The following is a 15,653-nucleotide window of genomic DNA, read 5'->3' as shown; positions in this document are numbered from 1 at the left end:
TTGACGAAGTCCGCAGAGCGTATGCGGCGGGAAAAAGTTGACTAAAAAAATGACAAAGTTAAAAATTTTTGGTATAATTCACAATTCCAATGAAGATTTATATACAAAATTAAGGCTAGAAACAGTAAACTATGATATAATATTTCCAACAGATTATATCATAAAAAGAATGATTGATAATGATGTAGTTCAAAAATTGAATATTGATTGGCTTCCAGCAAGAAAAAATATAGATCCTTTCTTCTTATCATTAGCTTATGATCCTAATGGGGAATATGCAATACCTTATACTTTGGGTATGAGCGGAATAATATACAATAAAGAAAAAATTAAAGTTAAAGAAGAAGATATAGAATGGTCAATACTTTTTAATGAAAGCTATTATAAAATGATACTTATGGCAACAACTCCTAGAGATTCTTTTGTTGCTGCTAATGCTCATTTAGGATTTGATTTGCATACTACAAATGAAAAAGAAATATTAGAATCTTTTGATCTTTTAAAAAGACAAAAAAGTATTGTTCAATCTTATGTTATGGAAGAAATACTTTATGAAATAAAAAATGAATCTGCTTTTCTAGGCATTACTTATGGAGGAGATGCTTTAAATATAATAAAACAAAATCCTAATATATATTTTATCATACCTAAATCAGGCGGAAATCCGTTTGTTGAATGCATGCTCATTCCAAAAACTGCTAAAAATGTAGAAGCAGCTCATATGTATATAAATTTCTTAACTGAAAAACAAGTAGCTTACGAAAATGCTAAATTCACAGAATATGCTACTGCGAATTTAGCTGCTTTAGAATTACTTCCAGATGAAATAAAAAATGATAAAAGAGTATATCCGGATAAAGAAAAAATAAAAGTTATGATTGAACATATATCAAATTTAGATAATAGTGCTGGTATATTAATGGAAACACTTTGGAGCAATTTAATTTATGAAGATGGTGAAACTAATTTTGATATGATATTGCTATGTATTATAATTTTAACTACATCAATATTGCTCATTATAGAATTATATAGTATGTATAAAGCTAAATGTAAAAAATTAGAGAATAGCGTAAGCTCTCGTAGGAGAACCGTCTGAACCATTTATTTTTAATGGAGCAGCACTAAAAAAGAAATCTTTATTAGCAACCTTATCTAAATTTACTAATCCTTCTACAATACATATATCATTTGTAAATAATATATTATGTATAAAATTACTATTACTGCTGTCAATAGAATCAACTGAAGGACTATCTATACCTATAGTTTTTATATTTAAATCTATTATCTTTCTTGCAAAACTTTCACTAAGATATGGAAAATTATTATAATATTCCCCTGTATTAATATTTTTATCCCAAGAAGTTCTTATTAAAAGTATATCATACCCTTTAATAATATTAAAATCAAAATCTTTAGGAAAATCTATTTCTCTATAAGAATCTGAATATAATATTTCAATACAATATGCTTTTCCTATAAATCTATTTAACTCAATATTTTCAGCAGAAGGCTTGCCATTGATGCAATGTAAAGGTGTGTCTATATGAGTTCCTGTATGAACACACATAGAAATATTTGTTATATTAAAATACCCGAAATTATTACTTTCAACTGCAACATCAATATCATCAGGATAATGAAACATATTATTATAAATTGCAGCTGAAAGGTCTATTATTGTACTCATTTATTATTATCGTACTGTCTTTTTTTATTATTATTAGGTTTAGAATTAGCAAGAGATGCAAATATTACTCTGCCGGCTTCTTTAGGAAGTACATTATCTATTTCTATCTCTACATTCTTTCCTATTAAATGTTTAGCATTATCAACAACTATCATAGTACCGTCTTCTAAATAACCTAAAGCCTGTTTGTCTTTACCTTCTCTGATTAAATCTATTTTGATAGTTTCTCCAGGTAAAACTACTACATGAAGTGAATTAGCCAAATCATTAATATTTAAAATCTCCACCTCATGAATAGAAGCTACTTTCATTAAATTAAAATCATTAGTAATTACTTTAGCATCCATTTTTTTAGCAAGCTCTATAAGTTTTAAATCTACTTCTTTAATATTAGGAAAATCTATATCAGTAATTGAAAGAAGTATATTTTTAGAAGCCTTCATTTTATTTAATATTTCTAAAGCCCTTCTTCCCCTTATTCTTTTTTGAGGATCTCTGGCATCGCTTAAAAACTGTACTTCTTTTATAACAAATTCAGGCAAAACAAGAAGTCCGTCAAAAAATTTCTTTTCTGCAATATCATATATTCTTCCATCAACTATAACAGAAGTATCTAATATTTTTGCTGTTTTATTTTTATCTGATTTTGTAAAATTAAGCATACTAGATATTGTTGGTATAAATGCTGATATTATTCCAAAAGTTAAATAACCTTCAATAAAAAGTATAATTAATTTATGATTTGTAGATATTGCCACTCCTATCAAATTAATCACAGTAATAGTTAATACAACTGTAACTAAAGTAAAAAAGAATGATATAAAGAAAGCAAGAGCAATTTTAGGTGCCTTCTTTCTTATAAAGAAATATTCCAATAAAAATATTAAAACTGTACTTACCAAAAATATTAATAAAGTTCTGTAATTAAAAGCCTTTAATTGATAATAGTCTAATAAAGCTATTATAAAAGATATAATAAAATATACTACTCTCCACATAAAATGCTCCCAAATATCTTAATGTACATTATTGTTGCTTGAATAAACTAATGAATATTTATACTGATTATCACTCTTTAGTATCTTTTTTCTTTTTCTTAACTGGTTTATCAGGTTCTTTAACTTCTTTTACTATCTTTTCCTTTTCAAGAGGCTTAGTTTTAAATTTTTTAGCCGATTTTTCTAATGCATTAGATACTATATCTTCAATTTCATCTCTATCTTTCTTAAGTGCTATACTAATTTCATTCACTATAAACATATAAGCCTTTTCATATAAACGCTTTTCACTTGCTGAAAGTTCTTTAAGTTTGTTTCTTGTAAATAGGCTTCTTGCTACTTCTATTGTATCTTTAATATCTCCGCTTCTAAGTTTTTCTTCGTTTTCCTGATATCTTATTTTCCAATTATTTTCTATATCATGAGGCTTAGTTTGAAGTATATTTAAAAGCTCATCTGCTTCAGCTTTAGAAATTATCTTACGTATACGATATTCTTTAACTCTATTTATAGGCACCTTTAATGTAATATTTTCACTTTCACATTCTAATACATAACATTCTACCAAATTAGAATTCACTTTACTATCAGATATCCCTATAACTTTGCATATACCATACATAGGATATACAACATACGTATTCAATTTATACATTATCAGCCTTTTATATAAATGAGTCAATTATTTATTCTAAAAATATAATAATATACCTCGTTACATTATATATTAATTTTGAAAAAAATCAAGCACATCATCAAAATATAAAAATGCAATAAAAAGGCATAAACTTCTATTTAAAGTTTATGCCCATTCATTTAAATAATAATTTTATTACATTTTTCTTAAAGCTATACTAAGAAAGAAAGCAAAGCCTCCCCATATAGCTAATAAACTAAGTCCCATAAATATAGCAGAATCTATTCCCATAATTATTCTCCTTAATTTTATTTATTATTATTTTTGAGGTATATTAGGCTGTCTGTCTTTAAACTTAGCAAATAATATACCAACTATAAATGCTATTACTGGCATTGACCAACCTAAAGCTATTAAAGCTCCTGTTGGATAACCGCCGTAAGGAGTTTTGAAATCATTAATCAATTTTAATGATAACATTACAGCTAAGAATATTGGAGTTAAGAATTTCAAACAGAAATCCCACCAAGCACCAATTTTAAAATCACTTACAGTATTAATAGACTCTTTGAATCCAGCAAGTTTGTATACCCAAGCAACCAATATAATCTCTATTAAACCGCTTACTACAATGTTATAGTTGTTTATGAATGCGTCAACTATATCAAGTATAGAAAGTCCGCTTCCTGTTGCATATACCATAGAGATAGCACCTTGTATAACTATGATAATAATACTTACTTTCTTTCTATTGAAATGGAATTTATCTATAAATGAAGATATAACCACCTCAGCAAGAGAAATAGCAGAAGTTAATCCAGCAAATGCAAGTACCAAGAAGAATACAAGTCCAAATACTCCATTTAATCCTGGTAAAGAGTTAATAGCTTCTGGGAATACCATAAATGCTAAACCTATACCGCCGTTTCCAGCTACTTCAGCAACTTCTTTTCCTTGAGAATGTGCCATATAACCTATTATACTAAATACTGTTATACCAGCAAACAAACTGAAGCTAGTATCAGCAAAACCTGTCATAAATGCATTATTTGCTATATCTGAATCATCTGGCAAATAGCTTGAATAAGTTATCATTATACCAAATGCTACAGACATACTGTAAAATACTTGACCATAAGCATCTATCCAAATTTTAGGATTAGTAAGTTTAGAAAAATCAGGTTTGAACATATAATCAAGACCAGATAAAGCACCAGGTAAAGTTACACCTCTAACCAAAATAATTACTACTAATATAGCTAATAAAGGCATAAATATTTTATTTGCTTTTTCTATACCATCTTTAACACCGCCAATAACTGAAGCAAATATAATAACCCAAACAATAATTAATGGTATAGCAACTCCAATATTAAAATTACTAAGTGAAAATCCTGATTGTAGTTTTAAATATTCATTAGTAAAGAATCCAGCTGTATCAGTTCCCCATTTCAAGCCTTGAATAGAAAATAAACCATAAGATAATGACCACGCAATAATGACTGAATAATAAATAACTATCGCAAAACATGTAAATACTTGTAACCAACCTAACCATTCCCAAGAGGGATTCAATGCTTTTAAAGCACCAGGTGCACTTTTATGAGTTTTATGACCTATAGAAAATTCTAGTATCATTATAGGTATACCTGCAGTAAGCATAGCTATAAGGAAAACTATCATAAAAGCTCCACCACCATTAGATGCAACCATATATGGGAAACGCCATATATTACCTAAACCAACAGCAGAACCTATAGCAGCAAGTATAAAACCAGCTCTTGTTCCCCATTGTCCTCTGTGATGATGCTGACTCATCTTTTTCCTCTCCTTTTTATTATAATTTTTCTTTTCTTACTTTAACTTTATATGATATATGAAAAAAGATAAAATAGCAATACTTTTTATAGAAATTTTTTATTTGTTTTTTCACATAAAATAATATTAAAATACATTGTTTTATATTTATATATAAAATATTGTACATATATAATTTACATTAGATATATAAACACTATACTTTTGTAAATTTATTATTACACTATTTATAAACATTATAAAAAACTATTATCATATATGTTTATTTTTTTACATATATAGATAATTCTTAAATAAAAATAAAGGGTATATATTATATAATATATACCCTTATTAAATGAAGATATTTTATGTTATAAGTTATTTTTATAATTTAAAGAATCTCATAGCTTCCTGTAAAGAATTAGCCTGAGCTACTAAATCTCTTGAAGCTGCTTCTGCCTCATTAACTAAAGCACTATTTTGCTGAGTGGCTCCGTCCATCTCTGATACAGCCCTATTAACCTGCTCTACTCCAGCCTGCTGTTCTACTGCTGCTGAACTAATACCTCTCATTATATTTGCTGTTTCATCTATTTTTCCTCTTAAATCATCAAATATAGCCTGAGATTGATGTGCTGTTTCTGTAGCTTTATTGATTTTCTCATAAGCATTATCAACCAAGTCTGTAATATCTTTTACTGATGCCTGAGTAGTTTGAGCAAGATTTCTTACCTCATTTGCTACAACCGCAAATCCTTTACCCTGATCTCCAGCTCTTGCCGCCTCTACTGATGCATTAAGTGCTAATATATTAGTTTGGAATGCTATGTCTTCAATGATCTTAGTTATATTTCTTATTTTTGTACTTGCCTGATAAACTTCTTCGATACTAGATGTTGTTTGTACAATAATGTTTCCAGCTTCATCTATAGAAGATTTAGAGGAGTTCATCATATCATTTCCTGTTAGAGAATACTCTGTAGAAGATTTGATAGTAGAAGCCATCTCCTCCATAGAAGCTGCTGTTTCCTCTAAATTAGCTGCTTGAGCTTCTGTTCTTCTTGAAAGCTCTAAATTACCATTAGCCAATCTTTCCGAAGCGTCCATTATACATTGAGAAGCATTATTAACTTCCTTAATAGTTTCTACAAGTTTCTTTCTCATATTTTCAAAACTATCAGAAAGCATACCTATTTCATCTTTTCTTTTAGCTGCTTTTACTTTTGAAGATGTTAAATCACCGCTTTCTATTCTCTGAGCCTCACTTACAACATGAGATAAAGGCTTTGTTATAGAACGTATAAACAAATTAATAAATATTGCTATAGATACAATAGTTATTATACCTAATATTATACCGCTGATAATTGCTTTTCTGCTTTCTGCAAATATTTCTTCTGATGTCATAGTCATAGAAGTAATCCAAGGTACATATTTCATTCTAGTATAAGAGCCCATCATTTTATGACCGTTAAGAACATAACTAACTACACCTTTAGATGAATTATTCTCAAATGCTGTTTTATAAACCGCAGGTGCATCAGTATTTACCTTATTATAATCTGTATTCATTAATATTTTTAAGTTAGGTCCTATTACATCTAATCCGCCAGTTTTACCTAATTGTATTCCTTCTATATAGTTTTGATAGAATTCTTTCCAACTAAAAACAGTATATAAATATCCTACTTCAGAATTACCATTTTTTACAGGAGTAGCAAATATAAACGAAAGCTCTCCATTAACCACAGAAGGAGCAAGTCCGTTTCCATAACTTACTGTACCATAGCCGTATTCTTTATTTTGTAATTTATTCCAGACATTAATATTACGGTCTGTAAATTTTTCTCCTATCCATTTAGGGTAATCACTATCTGATACTATAATACCATTTTTATCAACTATACCTACATGTATAGCACAGGCATTTTTTGATTGAAAAGTTTTTAATGTATCATTTAATCTTTGAGTTCTAGCAGCATCTCTGCTCGCAAGATATTCCCCTACTATAGGAACGGAAGCATAAGTTTCAAGTAAATAAGACTGAGTTCTAAACCATGCATCAAATACCGATGAATAACCTTTTACTGTTGTCTCAAATCCCTCAAATCTGCTTTTAGATATACCTTCTCCTGCTATTCTAAGTGAAATTATTAAAAGTATTGTGATAAGTATCGTCGTAACAATACAAAGTATAAAAGGTACTTTGAATGCTAAGCTGTTAAATCTCCTCATTTTACTCTCCATCATAAAACATAATTCATAAAAAAATCATAAATAAGATAAGAATTATTTTTATATAGTCAATTAATTTTTTCTTATTTCTATGCTATATAAAAAATCTTTATTAATAACCAATAAAATCCGAAAATCGTGATAGTTTAATATATAATTTTTAACTTTTATTTATGGTGCTATTATTATGAATATTTTTATAAACGGAAAAGAATTATCAGTAATGCTCGAAAATGAGCAAAATGCCTACGAAATATTAAAGCCTATTGAAAAATGGTGTAACTCTAATGATTTTTTGATAAATAAAGTTCTTATAGATGGTAAAGAATTACAGCCTTACATAGATGAAGAATACGAAACTATACCTGTACAAAATATACAAAAAATAGAAGTGGAAGCATTAAGCCAAGCAGAATATTCATTATATTCTATTATGTCTGTTGTAGAATATCTTCAAAATATAGAAAATACTGAATCTGTAGAGGAAAAAGATATAGAAGCTTTGAAAGACGGATTACTCTGGGTGCTTGATTCTATACCTAGAACTATATTTTTATTTAATATGAGCTTAGAGTCTTACGGAATAATACATGTATTAAAAATGCTTGAGGTTAAATCTGAAAGACTTAACACTATATCTGATAATTTAGAAAAGGTAAATGAATTCTTTAAAGAAGATTTAAAGCCTTTTATAAAAGAAAAAATTATGCCTGCTATGAATCTTGTTATAGAAGAAGCTAAAATAAATACTATAGCTCTATTCGCATGTAATATCACAAGCAGTAATGCTTTATATAAAGTAGGAAGTCTTCCTAAATTCCTTCCTTTAATACTTGATATACTTGATTCTATAGTTAATAAACTTCAGGCTGGAAATGATAAAGAAGCATTTATGTATGCAGAGAAATTCTCAAGAATAACAAGCTATGCTTTCAGTATACTCTCAAATGTAGCTGCTTTATATTCTATAGACTATTCTCAAATTTCAATAGATTCAGTAAGCCTTTCTGATGCTATAAATGATTTTAATGAAATGATGAATAATGTACTTGAAGCATTTTCTAATGAAGACTATATATCAATAGCTGACTTATTAGAATATGAAATCAAAGAAAGAATAGAAAACATTATGAATTATATACCATTAGTAGAGGAATATATTGAAAAACTCAATGTTTGATTTTGAGGAGGAAATTAATAATTTCAAGCCTATGGCTGAAAGAATGCGTCCTCTCACTATAGAAGAAGTTTTTGGTCAAAAACATATACTTGGGCCAAATAAAACTTTAAGGAAAATGATAGATAAAGATAAAATAACATCTATGGTTTTCTTTGGCCCTCCTGGAGTCGGCAAATCCACAGTTGCATCAATAATAGCTAAAAAAACTAAAAGTGAATATATAAAACTTAATGCAGTACTTTCAAATGTTTCTGAAATAAGAGAAGCCATAAAAAAAGCTGAGAAAAATTTAGAAAATAGAAAAAAAACTATACTATTTATAGACGAAATACATAGATTCAATAAAAGCCAGCAAGATGCACTGCTTCCAGCAGTTGAAAATGGTTCTGTAACTCTTATAGGAAGCACAACTCAAAATCCTTATTTTTATCTTAATAATGCATTACTTTCAAGAATAATGCTTTTTGAGTTTAAAAATCTTGATGATAATGATATAAAAGAGGCTATAGAAAAAGCCATAACAGATAAAAGAGGTTTAGGAGAAGATGATGTTGCTGTAGAAGAAGAAGCTATTAATTTAATAGTACGTTATTCTCATGGTGATGTTAGAAAGGCTTTTACTTATCTTGAAGCTTCATATTTAGCAACTCAAATAGATGAAACTAAAGAAAAACTTACTATCACTGAAGAAATAGTAAAAGATGTTACAAGCAAACAATCAATAACATTTGATGAAGATGAGCATTATAATACTATAAGTGCATTTATAAAGAGTGTGAGAGGAAGTGATCCCAATGCTGCTATTTATTATTTAGCTAGAATGCTTGAATCAGGAGAGGATCCAAGATATATAGCAAGGCGTTTATGTATATTAGCTTCTGAAGATATAGGGCTTGCTGAACCTAATGCTATGAATATTGCTGCTTCTCTTGTAAGTATTATTGATTTTATAGGTATGCCTGAAGGAAGAATACCTTTAGCTGAAGTTACAATTTATCTGGCATTATGTCCTAAATCAAATTCCGCTTACAATGCCATTAATAAAGCAATAAGGGATATAAGAAATGGAGAATTATATTCCATTCCAAATTATTTAAGAGACAATCATTCTGCCACATTCGATAAAAAAAGCAACGAAGAATATAAATACCCTCATGATTATCAGTATCATATAGTAAAACAGGATTATTTAGAAAAAGGAATCAAAAAAGAATATTATGAGCCTGTAGATATAGGCGAAGAAAGAGAACTCAAAAAACGTTATGAATGGATTATAAAACATATATAATTCATTAAAAAATATATCTTAAATAATAACTTTCATATAGATAAAAAACAAATTTTGTTTATTACAAATAAAAAAAATTGTAGACTATTTCAATATTTTAATATATTTAATATAGAGTATATTACTAAATGGAAGATTTTTATGAATGTAAAAAACAAATTAAACATTATTTTATATTTCATCATATCAATATTTTTATTATCATGCTCTAAAAAAGCAAATAACAGCATTGTAATATTTGCTTCTGACAGTTTAAAATCTCCTTTATCCGATATAGTTAATAATTATGAATCAGAAACTGGAAAAAAAGTAGAACTTTCATTTAATTCATCAGGAAAGTTGGCTGAAAAAATAGAATCCGAATTTTATACAGATTTATATATTTCATCTTCTACTAAAGAAATAGATAAATTAAAAGATAAAAATCTTTTATATAATGATACAATAAAAAATATACTTAAAAACAAAATAGTTTTAATTATTCGTAAAAACTCTGGCAAAGATATTAGTTCTTTCTTAGATTTGGCAAATAATTCAATAAGACAAATAGCTGTAGGCGAATCAATGACTTCTCCTATAGGATATTATACTGAAGAAATACTACATGATTTAGGTATATATAATTTAGTTGCAGATAAAATTATATATGCTAAAAGTACTAGAGAGATAGTTGATTTAGTGGAGAAGGTTGACAATATAGTAGATTGCGGAATAGTATATAAAACCTCAGCTATGCATAATAATAATATAGAAATAGTTGATGAAGATGATACAGAAGTAATTTATGGTATTACCGTAACAAAAAATAGCTCAAAAAAACAAGAAGCTATTGATTTTATAAATTATTTGTATTCTGAAAAAAGTATTACTGTATTAACATATTATGGATTTAATGTTATTAAATAATATTTTAAAATTTGTTATACTTATACCGCAACCTGAATAAAATGAAAAATATAAAACAATTTTAAATTACAATTTAAATAATAATTACAATTCATTAAACGTGAGTTAAATGAATTATAAATTTAAAAATCATTTGGGCGGGCGTTAACTTTTCTTTTTAAACAATAAAAAATATAAAATCAAGAATTGCAGATAAAACAATAAAGATAGAGGGCGGGCAAATGTAAATAGATTTTAAAGCTCTATTCTAAATCCCACCCTATTTCTTTTAAATTTATTTTATGTTGTTTTTACTATATTTTTCTTTTTAATTTCATACTGCTATTTTAACACCCACCCAAGTTATTTTTAAATTTATTATGCTTACACCGCACGTTAAATAAAATGAAATATATAAAATAATTATTAATTATTATTTAAATTATATATAAAAGTTCGTTTACCGTGCGTTTAAAGAAATCAAAATATTAATAAAAAATTAATAAGTTGAAAAAAATATAACTTATACTAAAATACTAATAATATAATTTAGGAAATAAGAACTATGAAAAATATACTAAAAATATTTGTTATAACTATTTTTGTACTTTCCAATATAGTATATGCAGCAGATAATAAAATTTACGTTATAAGAAAACAAGAATTTCAGGAAGTTAATAGATGGTATGCCGGATATATAAAAAAAGCTATAGATAAAGCTTATGAAGATAAAGCAGATTTAATAATATTAGAACTGGATACTCCAGGAGGACTTTTATCTTCTGCCTTGTCTATAAAAAATTATATTATAGAAAGCGATGTACCTGTTGTAGTTTATATAAATAAGAATGCATTATCAGCAGGAGCTTTAATATCTTTGAGTGCAAAAGAAATTTATATGTCTGACGGAAGTGTAATAGGAGCAGCAACACCAATATATGTAAATGGAAATGAACCTAAAAAAGCTAGTGAAAAAGAAGTAAGTGCAATGCGTGCCGCTATGAGAGCATCGGCTGAAGCGAATAATAAAAATGTAAGAGCAGCTGAAGCTATGGTTGATGAAACTATCGTTTTGAATAGAAAAAGCGATGGTATAGATTTGGACGATAAAACATTATTAACATTAAGTGCTGATGAAGCTGTAAAAATAAATATAGCTGATAAAAAAGCTAACTCCATAGAAGAAATAATAAAATTAAAAGGTTTAGATAAAAATTACACTATAGTGGATATAGAAGAAGAACAATATGATTCAGTATTAAAATTCTTATTGAATCCATTTATATTAAGCCTCTTAATATCTATAGGAATAGCAGGAATATATTTAGAAATAAAAACTCCAGGATTTGGTGTAGGAGGAGTAACAGCTATAGTAGCTTTCTCTGTATTCTTCTTTGCCCAATTCTTATCAGGAGATAGTAATTTATTAGCACCTGCAATATTTGTATTAGGAATAATACTTTTGGGAGTTGAAATATTTCTTATACCAGGATTCGGAGTTACTGGAATACTTGGAATAATAGGCATTGTTTCTAGTATATTTATGTCCTTTGGTATTAATAATATAGCAGCTGCCACACTTGTTGTATTTATATCATTAATAGTTGATATAATACTAATAATATTAATAGCCAGATTTTTTGTAAAATCAAAAGATTTAAAAAGAAATGTTATATTAGACAGCGACACATCAGGATATAATTCAAGTGTTTCTTATAATGAGCTTCTAAATAAGGAAGGAATTGCTGATACTTTCTTTAGACCTTCTGGATATATTATTATAGATAATAAGAAATATGATGCTATAAGTGAAGGTGAATTTATAGATAAAGGCAGTAAATTAAAAGTTGTATTAGTAGAAGGAAACAAAATAGTAGTAAAAAAAATTATTTAAGCTATCTAAAAATATGCTAGAAATTTATTTTTAAAAAATCTAAAAAATAAATTCCTAGCATATAATAATCTTATATAATTTCATTAATACTATCCTTAAAAAATATTATTATATACAAAAAATTGGTATAAAATATTTTTTAAGCCATTGAACTAAAAGCTTTAACAGAAGATATATCTATTCTAAGCTGTAATACATATCTTTTTCCATCACGTCCTATTGCATAAGTGTATCTGCTTGATAATGGAGATATACCGCTTCCCTGCTGGCTAATTTTTTGAATGTTAGTTTGAGCTGCTTTTTGAGGAACAGCTTGAACAGGTGCTGTCTGTGTATTATTTATATTGCTGATTTTATTAACTGTCATACTAATAACTCCTTTATTTAGTACTATGTTAACATATTAACGGTAATATAAAAAAAAGCTTGATAACTTTATTATAATTTGTATAAAATTGTTAATACTTGGCATTTTATATAGTATATGAATATCTGATTACATTATCACAAATTAACATTAATATTTATCTTTATATTATTAAAAATATGTATAAAATGTATTATATATTGCTTTACATTTTATTTACAATTATGTATTTTGTGTAAAATTTATTTAAATAATATTTACAAAACTATAATATTATGCTATACTTTAAATATAAGGAAATGTCTTAACAAGAAAATAATAAGGAGGAAATAAATGAAAAAATTAGGACTTATAACTTTAATATCTATGTTTATTATTAGTATTAATCTTTATTGTTTTGATTTGATAGAAGACACTTTTGATTTTATATTTGATGATTTGGCTAAAATAATTGGTATCGCTGTTATAATAGGTGCTGCTGTATATTTTTTGACAAAGTACATGAAAAAAGATAATAATTCTGATGATAAACAATAAGTAGATATCATTTTACTTTAATTAACGGAGAAAATAGATAATGAAAAAATTAACAATCACAACTTTAATATCTACTTTTATTATACAAAGCAATCTTTATTGCTTTGATTTACTAGAAGATGCTTTTGACTTTATTGAAGATATAGCAAAACTTGTGGGAATAGTTTTAATGATTGTTGTTGTAATGTACTTCATAAAAAAATTCTTAAAAGATGAAAATACATCTGGAAAAATGAGAGATTATGATAATAATAGAAGAATGAAAAAAAGACGTTATGATGATGAAGATGATTATTATGATGACTACGAAGATGAAAGAGAATATAGAAACAGAAGAAGACGCAGAGAACTATATAATGAAAGAGATAATAGAAACGATATAAGCGAAAGAAGTAAAAGAAAAAATTCTATAATAAATGATGATCAAGTATATGAATATGATATGAGAGATTATGAAAGACGCGAAAAAAAATTGCCTGGAAGTATTGATCCAAGAGAAAATGATCCCAGATATGAAAAGGTATATGAATTAAAACCAGAATATAGATTAAAGTCAGAAGTTAGAAAGAAAAAATAATTTATATTTTATAAGGGGGGAATATGAAAAATAATGTAATTACAAAATCAAAACCTATTATAATTGCAGTATCAATTATAGCATTGATAGCTTTATTAGTAATAGCAAATAGATTTCTTGGAATACAGTATTATCTTTTTTACTTTCTTCATAATTTAGATGATGTCGCTGAGATTTTATTGAAGCTATCAATATCAATAGCTGTGATAGTTTTGGCAATAGCTTTTATAAAAAAGATGTATGATAAATTTGATGATAGAAAATATGATAATAAACAAGAAAGTTCATCTGATGATACTAATTTGATAGTAGTAAAAAAACATAAAAAAACTATTATTATAGCTGCTGCTGTTTTATTAGGATTACTATTTGTATCACTTATTATATTTTCATCAAGATTTTATGGAATGTATTATATACTTCATAATTTAGAAGATATTTTTGAGGTATTATTTCAGCTTGCTATTGTTGTTATAGTAATAGCCTTTTTAGCTGTATTCTTCAAAAAAGTTTGGAAAAAAATCTAATAATATATATACCTTCATGATAAAAGCGTAAACCATTTTATATTATTATAAAGTGATTTACGCTTTTTTATTAACTATAAATATAATTAATTACTCATTTATTTCGTCATCATCATCTACAGTTTCATCAACACTTACATTGTTACTCATAATATAATCTCTGTTCAAAAAGAATAATGACATAATAACTTTGAAATATATATCAAATATATAAAGTACAATCATGGAAATAAAATAAGATAATAATCCTTCCCTTGTGTCTATAGAAGTAGAAAGGAATGTTATTGAATATACTCTTTGAAAGAAGAATATAAATGTAAGTATAAACAACACCTTAAAAAATTTAGGCTTAGCTAAGTAGAAAGAATATTTCAAAGCATTAATTCCCCAAGTATGTCTTAAAGCACAAACATTCTGAATAAATACAAATAATATTATTAATGCTACTCCAGGAACTATAAAGAATGAAAGACCTAAAAATACAAGCACAAAATACATTAAAGATGTTACTAATGCTGGGAATATAAAATTAAAACTTTTTAAAATAGCCCAAGTAGCTGTTTTTCTTCTTTTGTACACTAATCCTTCTACTAATAAAGATACCGCTATTACAGATAAAGTATCTAAAAACCAAGAAAGAAATATATTTATATAAAAACCTATAGTTACATCATTTTGAAACCACTTAATAATATCTTCTGCAGTTTTTACCTTTTCCGGATCAAACATTCTTACAGGAAAATATATACTTGTTAATATCAAAGGCAAAGAACATATTAATGCCAATATTAAAAAATTAGTAAAATTAGATATAAATAAAGAAAAAGATACTGTGAATAAATCTAAAGTTTCAAATTCTCTTTTTTCTAATTCCTTTCTCAATGATGTCATAAAATTCCTTCAAATAATATTTGGTATTTATTGTAACCTATACCAATCAAAATTACAAATTTTTTTATTAGTATATACCTAAACAATTATATTTTGTCAAAAATAATTTTTTTAAATTTTAAATATCTGCAGGGCTTTGCCCCG

At 26.6% G+C, this 15,653-nt stretch carries 16 protein-coding genes; 8 read left to right on the top strand and 8 right to left on the bottom strand.

The window, feature by feature from the left end; genetic code table 11:
- Nucleotides 1–49: 49 nt before the first annotated feature.
- Nucleotides 50–1,099 (top strand): ABC transporter substrate-binding protein, encoded by a 1,050-nt coding sequence (locus tag Q0K52_RS12555; protein WP_297299925.1) that lies wholly within the window; start codon nucleotides 50–52, stop codon nucleotides 1,097–1,099.
- Here Q0K52_RS12555 and Q0K52_RS12550 read toward each other — a convergent pair.
- From Q0K52_RS12550 to Q0K52_RS12525, 6 genes are all read right to left on the bottom strand, one after another.
- Nucleotides 1,061–1,693, bottom strand: a complete 633-nt coding sequence (locus Q0K52_RS12550) for a cyclase family protein (protein WP_297299923.1) — start codon at nucleotides 1,691–1,693, stop codon at nucleotides 1,061–1,063. The genes Q0K52_RS12555 and Q0K52_RS12550 overlap by 39 nt on opposite strands.
- Nucleotides 1,690–2,691 (bottom strand): PIN domain-containing protein, encoded by a 1,002-nt coding sequence (locus Q0K52_RS12545; protein ID WP_297299921.1) that lies wholly within the window; start codon nucleotides 2,689–2,691, stop codon nucleotides 1,690–1,692. The genes Q0K52_RS12550 and Q0K52_RS12545 overlap by 4 nt, the downstream gene beginning before the upstream one ends.
- 70 nt (nucleotides 2,692–2,761) lie before the next feature.
- Nucleotides 2,762–3,346, bottom strand: coding sequence for a CarD family transcriptional regulator (locus Q0K52_RS12540; protein WP_297299919.1), 585 nt, complete (start codon nucleotides 3,344–3,346; stop codon nucleotides 2,762–2,764).
- A gap of 177 nt (nucleotides 3,347–3,523) precedes the next feature.
- The gene (locus tag Q0K52_RS12535; protein ID WP_013114021.1) at nucleotides 3,524–3,619 is read right to left on the bottom strand and encodes a MetS family NSS transporter small subunit; all 96 of its coding nucleotides are present in this window, start codon (nucleotides 3,617–3,619) and stop codon (nucleotides 3,524–3,526) included.
- A 27-nt stretch (nucleotides 3,620–3,646) separates the two neighbouring features.
- Nucleotides 3,647–5,146, bottom strand: coding sequence for a sodium-dependent transporter (locus Q0K52_RS12530; RefSeq protein ID WP_297299916.1), 1,500 nt, complete (start codon nucleotides 5,144–5,146; stop codon nucleotides 3,647–3,649).
- A 366-nt stretch (nucleotides 5,147–5,512) separates the two neighbouring features.
- The gene (locus Q0K52_RS12525; RefSeq protein ID WP_297299914.1) at nucleotides 5,513–7,363 is read right to left on the bottom strand and encodes a methyl-accepting chemotaxis protein; all 1,851 of its coding nucleotides are present in this window, start codon (nucleotides 7,361–7,363) and stop codon (nucleotides 5,513–5,515) included.
- Between the two features lie 187 nt (nucleotides 7,364–7,550).
- Here Q0K52_RS12525 and Q0K52_RS12520 point away from each other — a divergent pair, with 187 nt between their 5' ends.
- The 4 genes from Q0K52_RS12520 (at nucleotide 7,551) to Q0K52_RS12505 (ending at nucleotide 12,610) form a co-directional block, all read left to right on the top strand.
- Entirely contained in the window at nucleotides 7,551–8,543 is a 993-nt protein-coding gene (locus Q0K52_RS12520) for a hypothetical protein (RefSeq protein ID WP_297299912.1), read from the top strand.
- Entirely contained in the window at nucleotides 8,536–9,831 is a 1,296-nt protein-coding gene (locus tag Q0K52_RS12515) for a replication-associated recombination protein A (RefSeq protein WP_367271001.1), read from the top strand. Before Q0K52_RS12520 ends, Q0K52_RS12515 begins: the two co-directional genes overlap by 8 nt.
- A 141-nt stretch (nucleotides 9,832–9,972) precedes the next feature.
- Nucleotides 9,973–10,737, top strand: coding sequence for a molybdate ABC transporter substrate-binding protein (modA, locus tag Q0K52_RS12510; protein WP_297299910.1), 765 nt, complete (start codon nucleotides 9,973–9,975; stop codon nucleotides 10,735–10,737).
- Between the two features lie 544 nt (nucleotides 10,738–11,281).
- Nucleotides 11,282–12,610, top strand: coding sequence for an NfeD family protein (locus Q0K52_RS12505; protein ID WP_297299908.1), 1,329 nt, complete (start codon nucleotides 11,282–11,284; stop codon nucleotides 12,608–12,610).
- A 139-nt stretch (nucleotides 12,611–12,749) separates the two neighbouring features.
- Here Q0K52_RS12505 and Q0K52_RS12500 read toward each other — a convergent pair whose 3' ends face one another.
- A complete protein-coding gene (locus tag Q0K52_RS12500) occupies nucleotides 12,750–12,977 on the bottom strand; it encodes a hypothetical protein (protein ID WP_297299906.1) in 228 nt (75 codons plus the stop codon).
- Nucleotides 12,978–13,310: 333 nt separating this feature from the next.
- Between Q0K52_RS12500 and Q0K52_RS12495 the strand changes: the two genes are divergently transcribed.
- From Q0K52_RS12495 to Q0K52_RS12485, 3 genes are read left to right on the top strand one after another with little or no spacing between them, the layout of a single operon-like run.
- Nucleotides 13,311–13,514, top strand: a complete 204-nt coding sequence (locus tag Q0K52_RS12495; protein WP_297299904.1) for a hypothetical protein — start codon at nucleotides 13,311–13,313, stop codon at nucleotides 13,512–13,514.
- Nucleotides 13,515–13,554: 40 nt separating this feature from the next.
- Complete coding sequence (locus Q0K52_RS12490; RefSeq protein ID WP_297299902.1) at nucleotides 13,555–14,091, top strand: hypothetical protein; 537 nt, start codon at nucleotides 13,555–13,557, stop codon at nucleotides 14,089–14,091.
- 23 nt (nucleotides 14,092–14,114) lie between these two features.
- Nucleotides 14,115–14,618, top strand: coding sequence for a hypothetical protein (locus tag Q0K52_RS12485; protein ID WP_297299900.1), 504 nt, complete (start codon nucleotides 14,115–14,117; stop codon nucleotides 14,616–14,618).
- 90 nt (nucleotides 14,619–14,708) lie between these two features.
- Here Q0K52_RS12485 and Q0K52_RS12480 read toward each other — a convergent pair whose 3' ends face one another.
- Nucleotides 14,709–15,509 carry a hypothetical protein gene (locus tag Q0K52_RS12480; protein ID WP_297299898.1) on the bottom strand — a complete coding sequence of 267 codons (801 nt, stop codon included), beginning with the start codon at nucleotides 15,507–15,509 and terminating at the stop codon, nucleotides 14,709–14,711.
- Nucleotides 15,510–15,653: the final 144 nt, after the last annotated feature.

Source organism: uncultured Brachyspira sp. (genome assembly GCF_944390845.1).
In the GTDB taxonomy this organism is placed as follows: domain Bacteria; phylum Spirochaetota; class Brachyspiria; order Brachyspirales; family Brachyspiraceae; genus Brachyspira; species Brachyspira pulli.
The sequence above is the reverse complement of the archived record's forward strand: the minus strand, read 5'-3'. Positions and strand labels throughout refer to the sequence as shown.

Coding starts and splice junctions, on each gene's coding strand:
- Q0K52_RS12555 (WP_297299925.1), top strand. CDS start 50: ATGACAAAGTTAAAAATTTTTGGTATAATTCACAATTCCAATGAAGAT.
- Q0K52_RS12550 (WP_297299923.1), bottom strand. CDS start 1,693: ATGAGTACAATAATAGACCTTTCAGCTGCAATTTATAATAATATGTTT.
- Q0K52_RS12545 (WP_297299921.1), bottom strand. CDS start 2,691: ATGTGGAGAGTAGTATATTTTATTATATCTTTTATAATAGCTTTATTA.
- Q0K52_RS12540 (WP_297299919.1), bottom strand. CDS start 3,346: ATGTATAAATTGAATACGTATGTTGTATATCCTATGTATGGTATATGC.
- Q0K52_RS12535 (WP_013114021.1), bottom strand. CDS start 3,619: ATGGGAATAGATTCTGCTATATTTATGGGACTTAGTTTATTAGCTATA.
- Q0K52_RS12530 (WP_297299916.1), bottom strand. CDS start 5,146: ATGAGTCAGCATCATCACAGAGGACAATGGGGAACAAGAGCTGGTTTT.
- Q0K52_RS12525 (WP_297299914.1), bottom strand. CDS start 7,363: ATGAGGAGATTTAACAGCTTAGCATTCAAAGTACCTTTTATACTTTGT.
- Q0K52_RS12520 (WP_297299912.1), top strand. CDS start 7,551: ATGAATATTTTTATAAACGGAAAAGAATTATCAGTAATGCTCGAAAAT.
- Q0K52_RS12515 (WP_367271001.1), top strand. CDS start 8,536: ATGTTTGATTTTGAGGAGGAAATTAATAATTTCAAGCCTATGGCTGAA.
- modA (WP_297299910.1), top strand. CDS start 9,973: ATGAATGTAAAAAACAAATTAAACATTATTTTATATTTCATCATATCA.
- Q0K52_RS12505 (WP_297299908.1), top strand. CDS start 11,282: ATGAAAAATATACTAAAAATATTTGTTATAACTATTTTTGTACTTTCC.
- Q0K52_RS12500 (WP_297299906.1), bottom strand. CDS start 12,977: ATGACAGTTAATAAAATCAGCAATATAAATAATACACAGACAGCACCT.
- Q0K52_RS12495 (WP_297299904.1), top strand. CDS start 13,311: ATGAAAAAATTAGGACTTATAACTTTAATATCTATGTTTATTATTAGT.
- Q0K52_RS12490 (WP_297299902.1), top strand. CDS start 13,555: ATGAAAAAATTAACAATCACAACTTTAATATCTACTTTTATTATACAA.
- Q0K52_RS12485 (WP_297299900.1), top strand. CDS start 14,115: ATGAAAAATAATGTAATTACAAAATCAAAACCTATTATAATTGCAGTA.
- Q0K52_RS12480 (WP_297299898.1), bottom strand. CDS start 15,509: ATGACATCATTGAGAAAGGAATTAGAAAAAAGAGAATTTGAAACTTTA.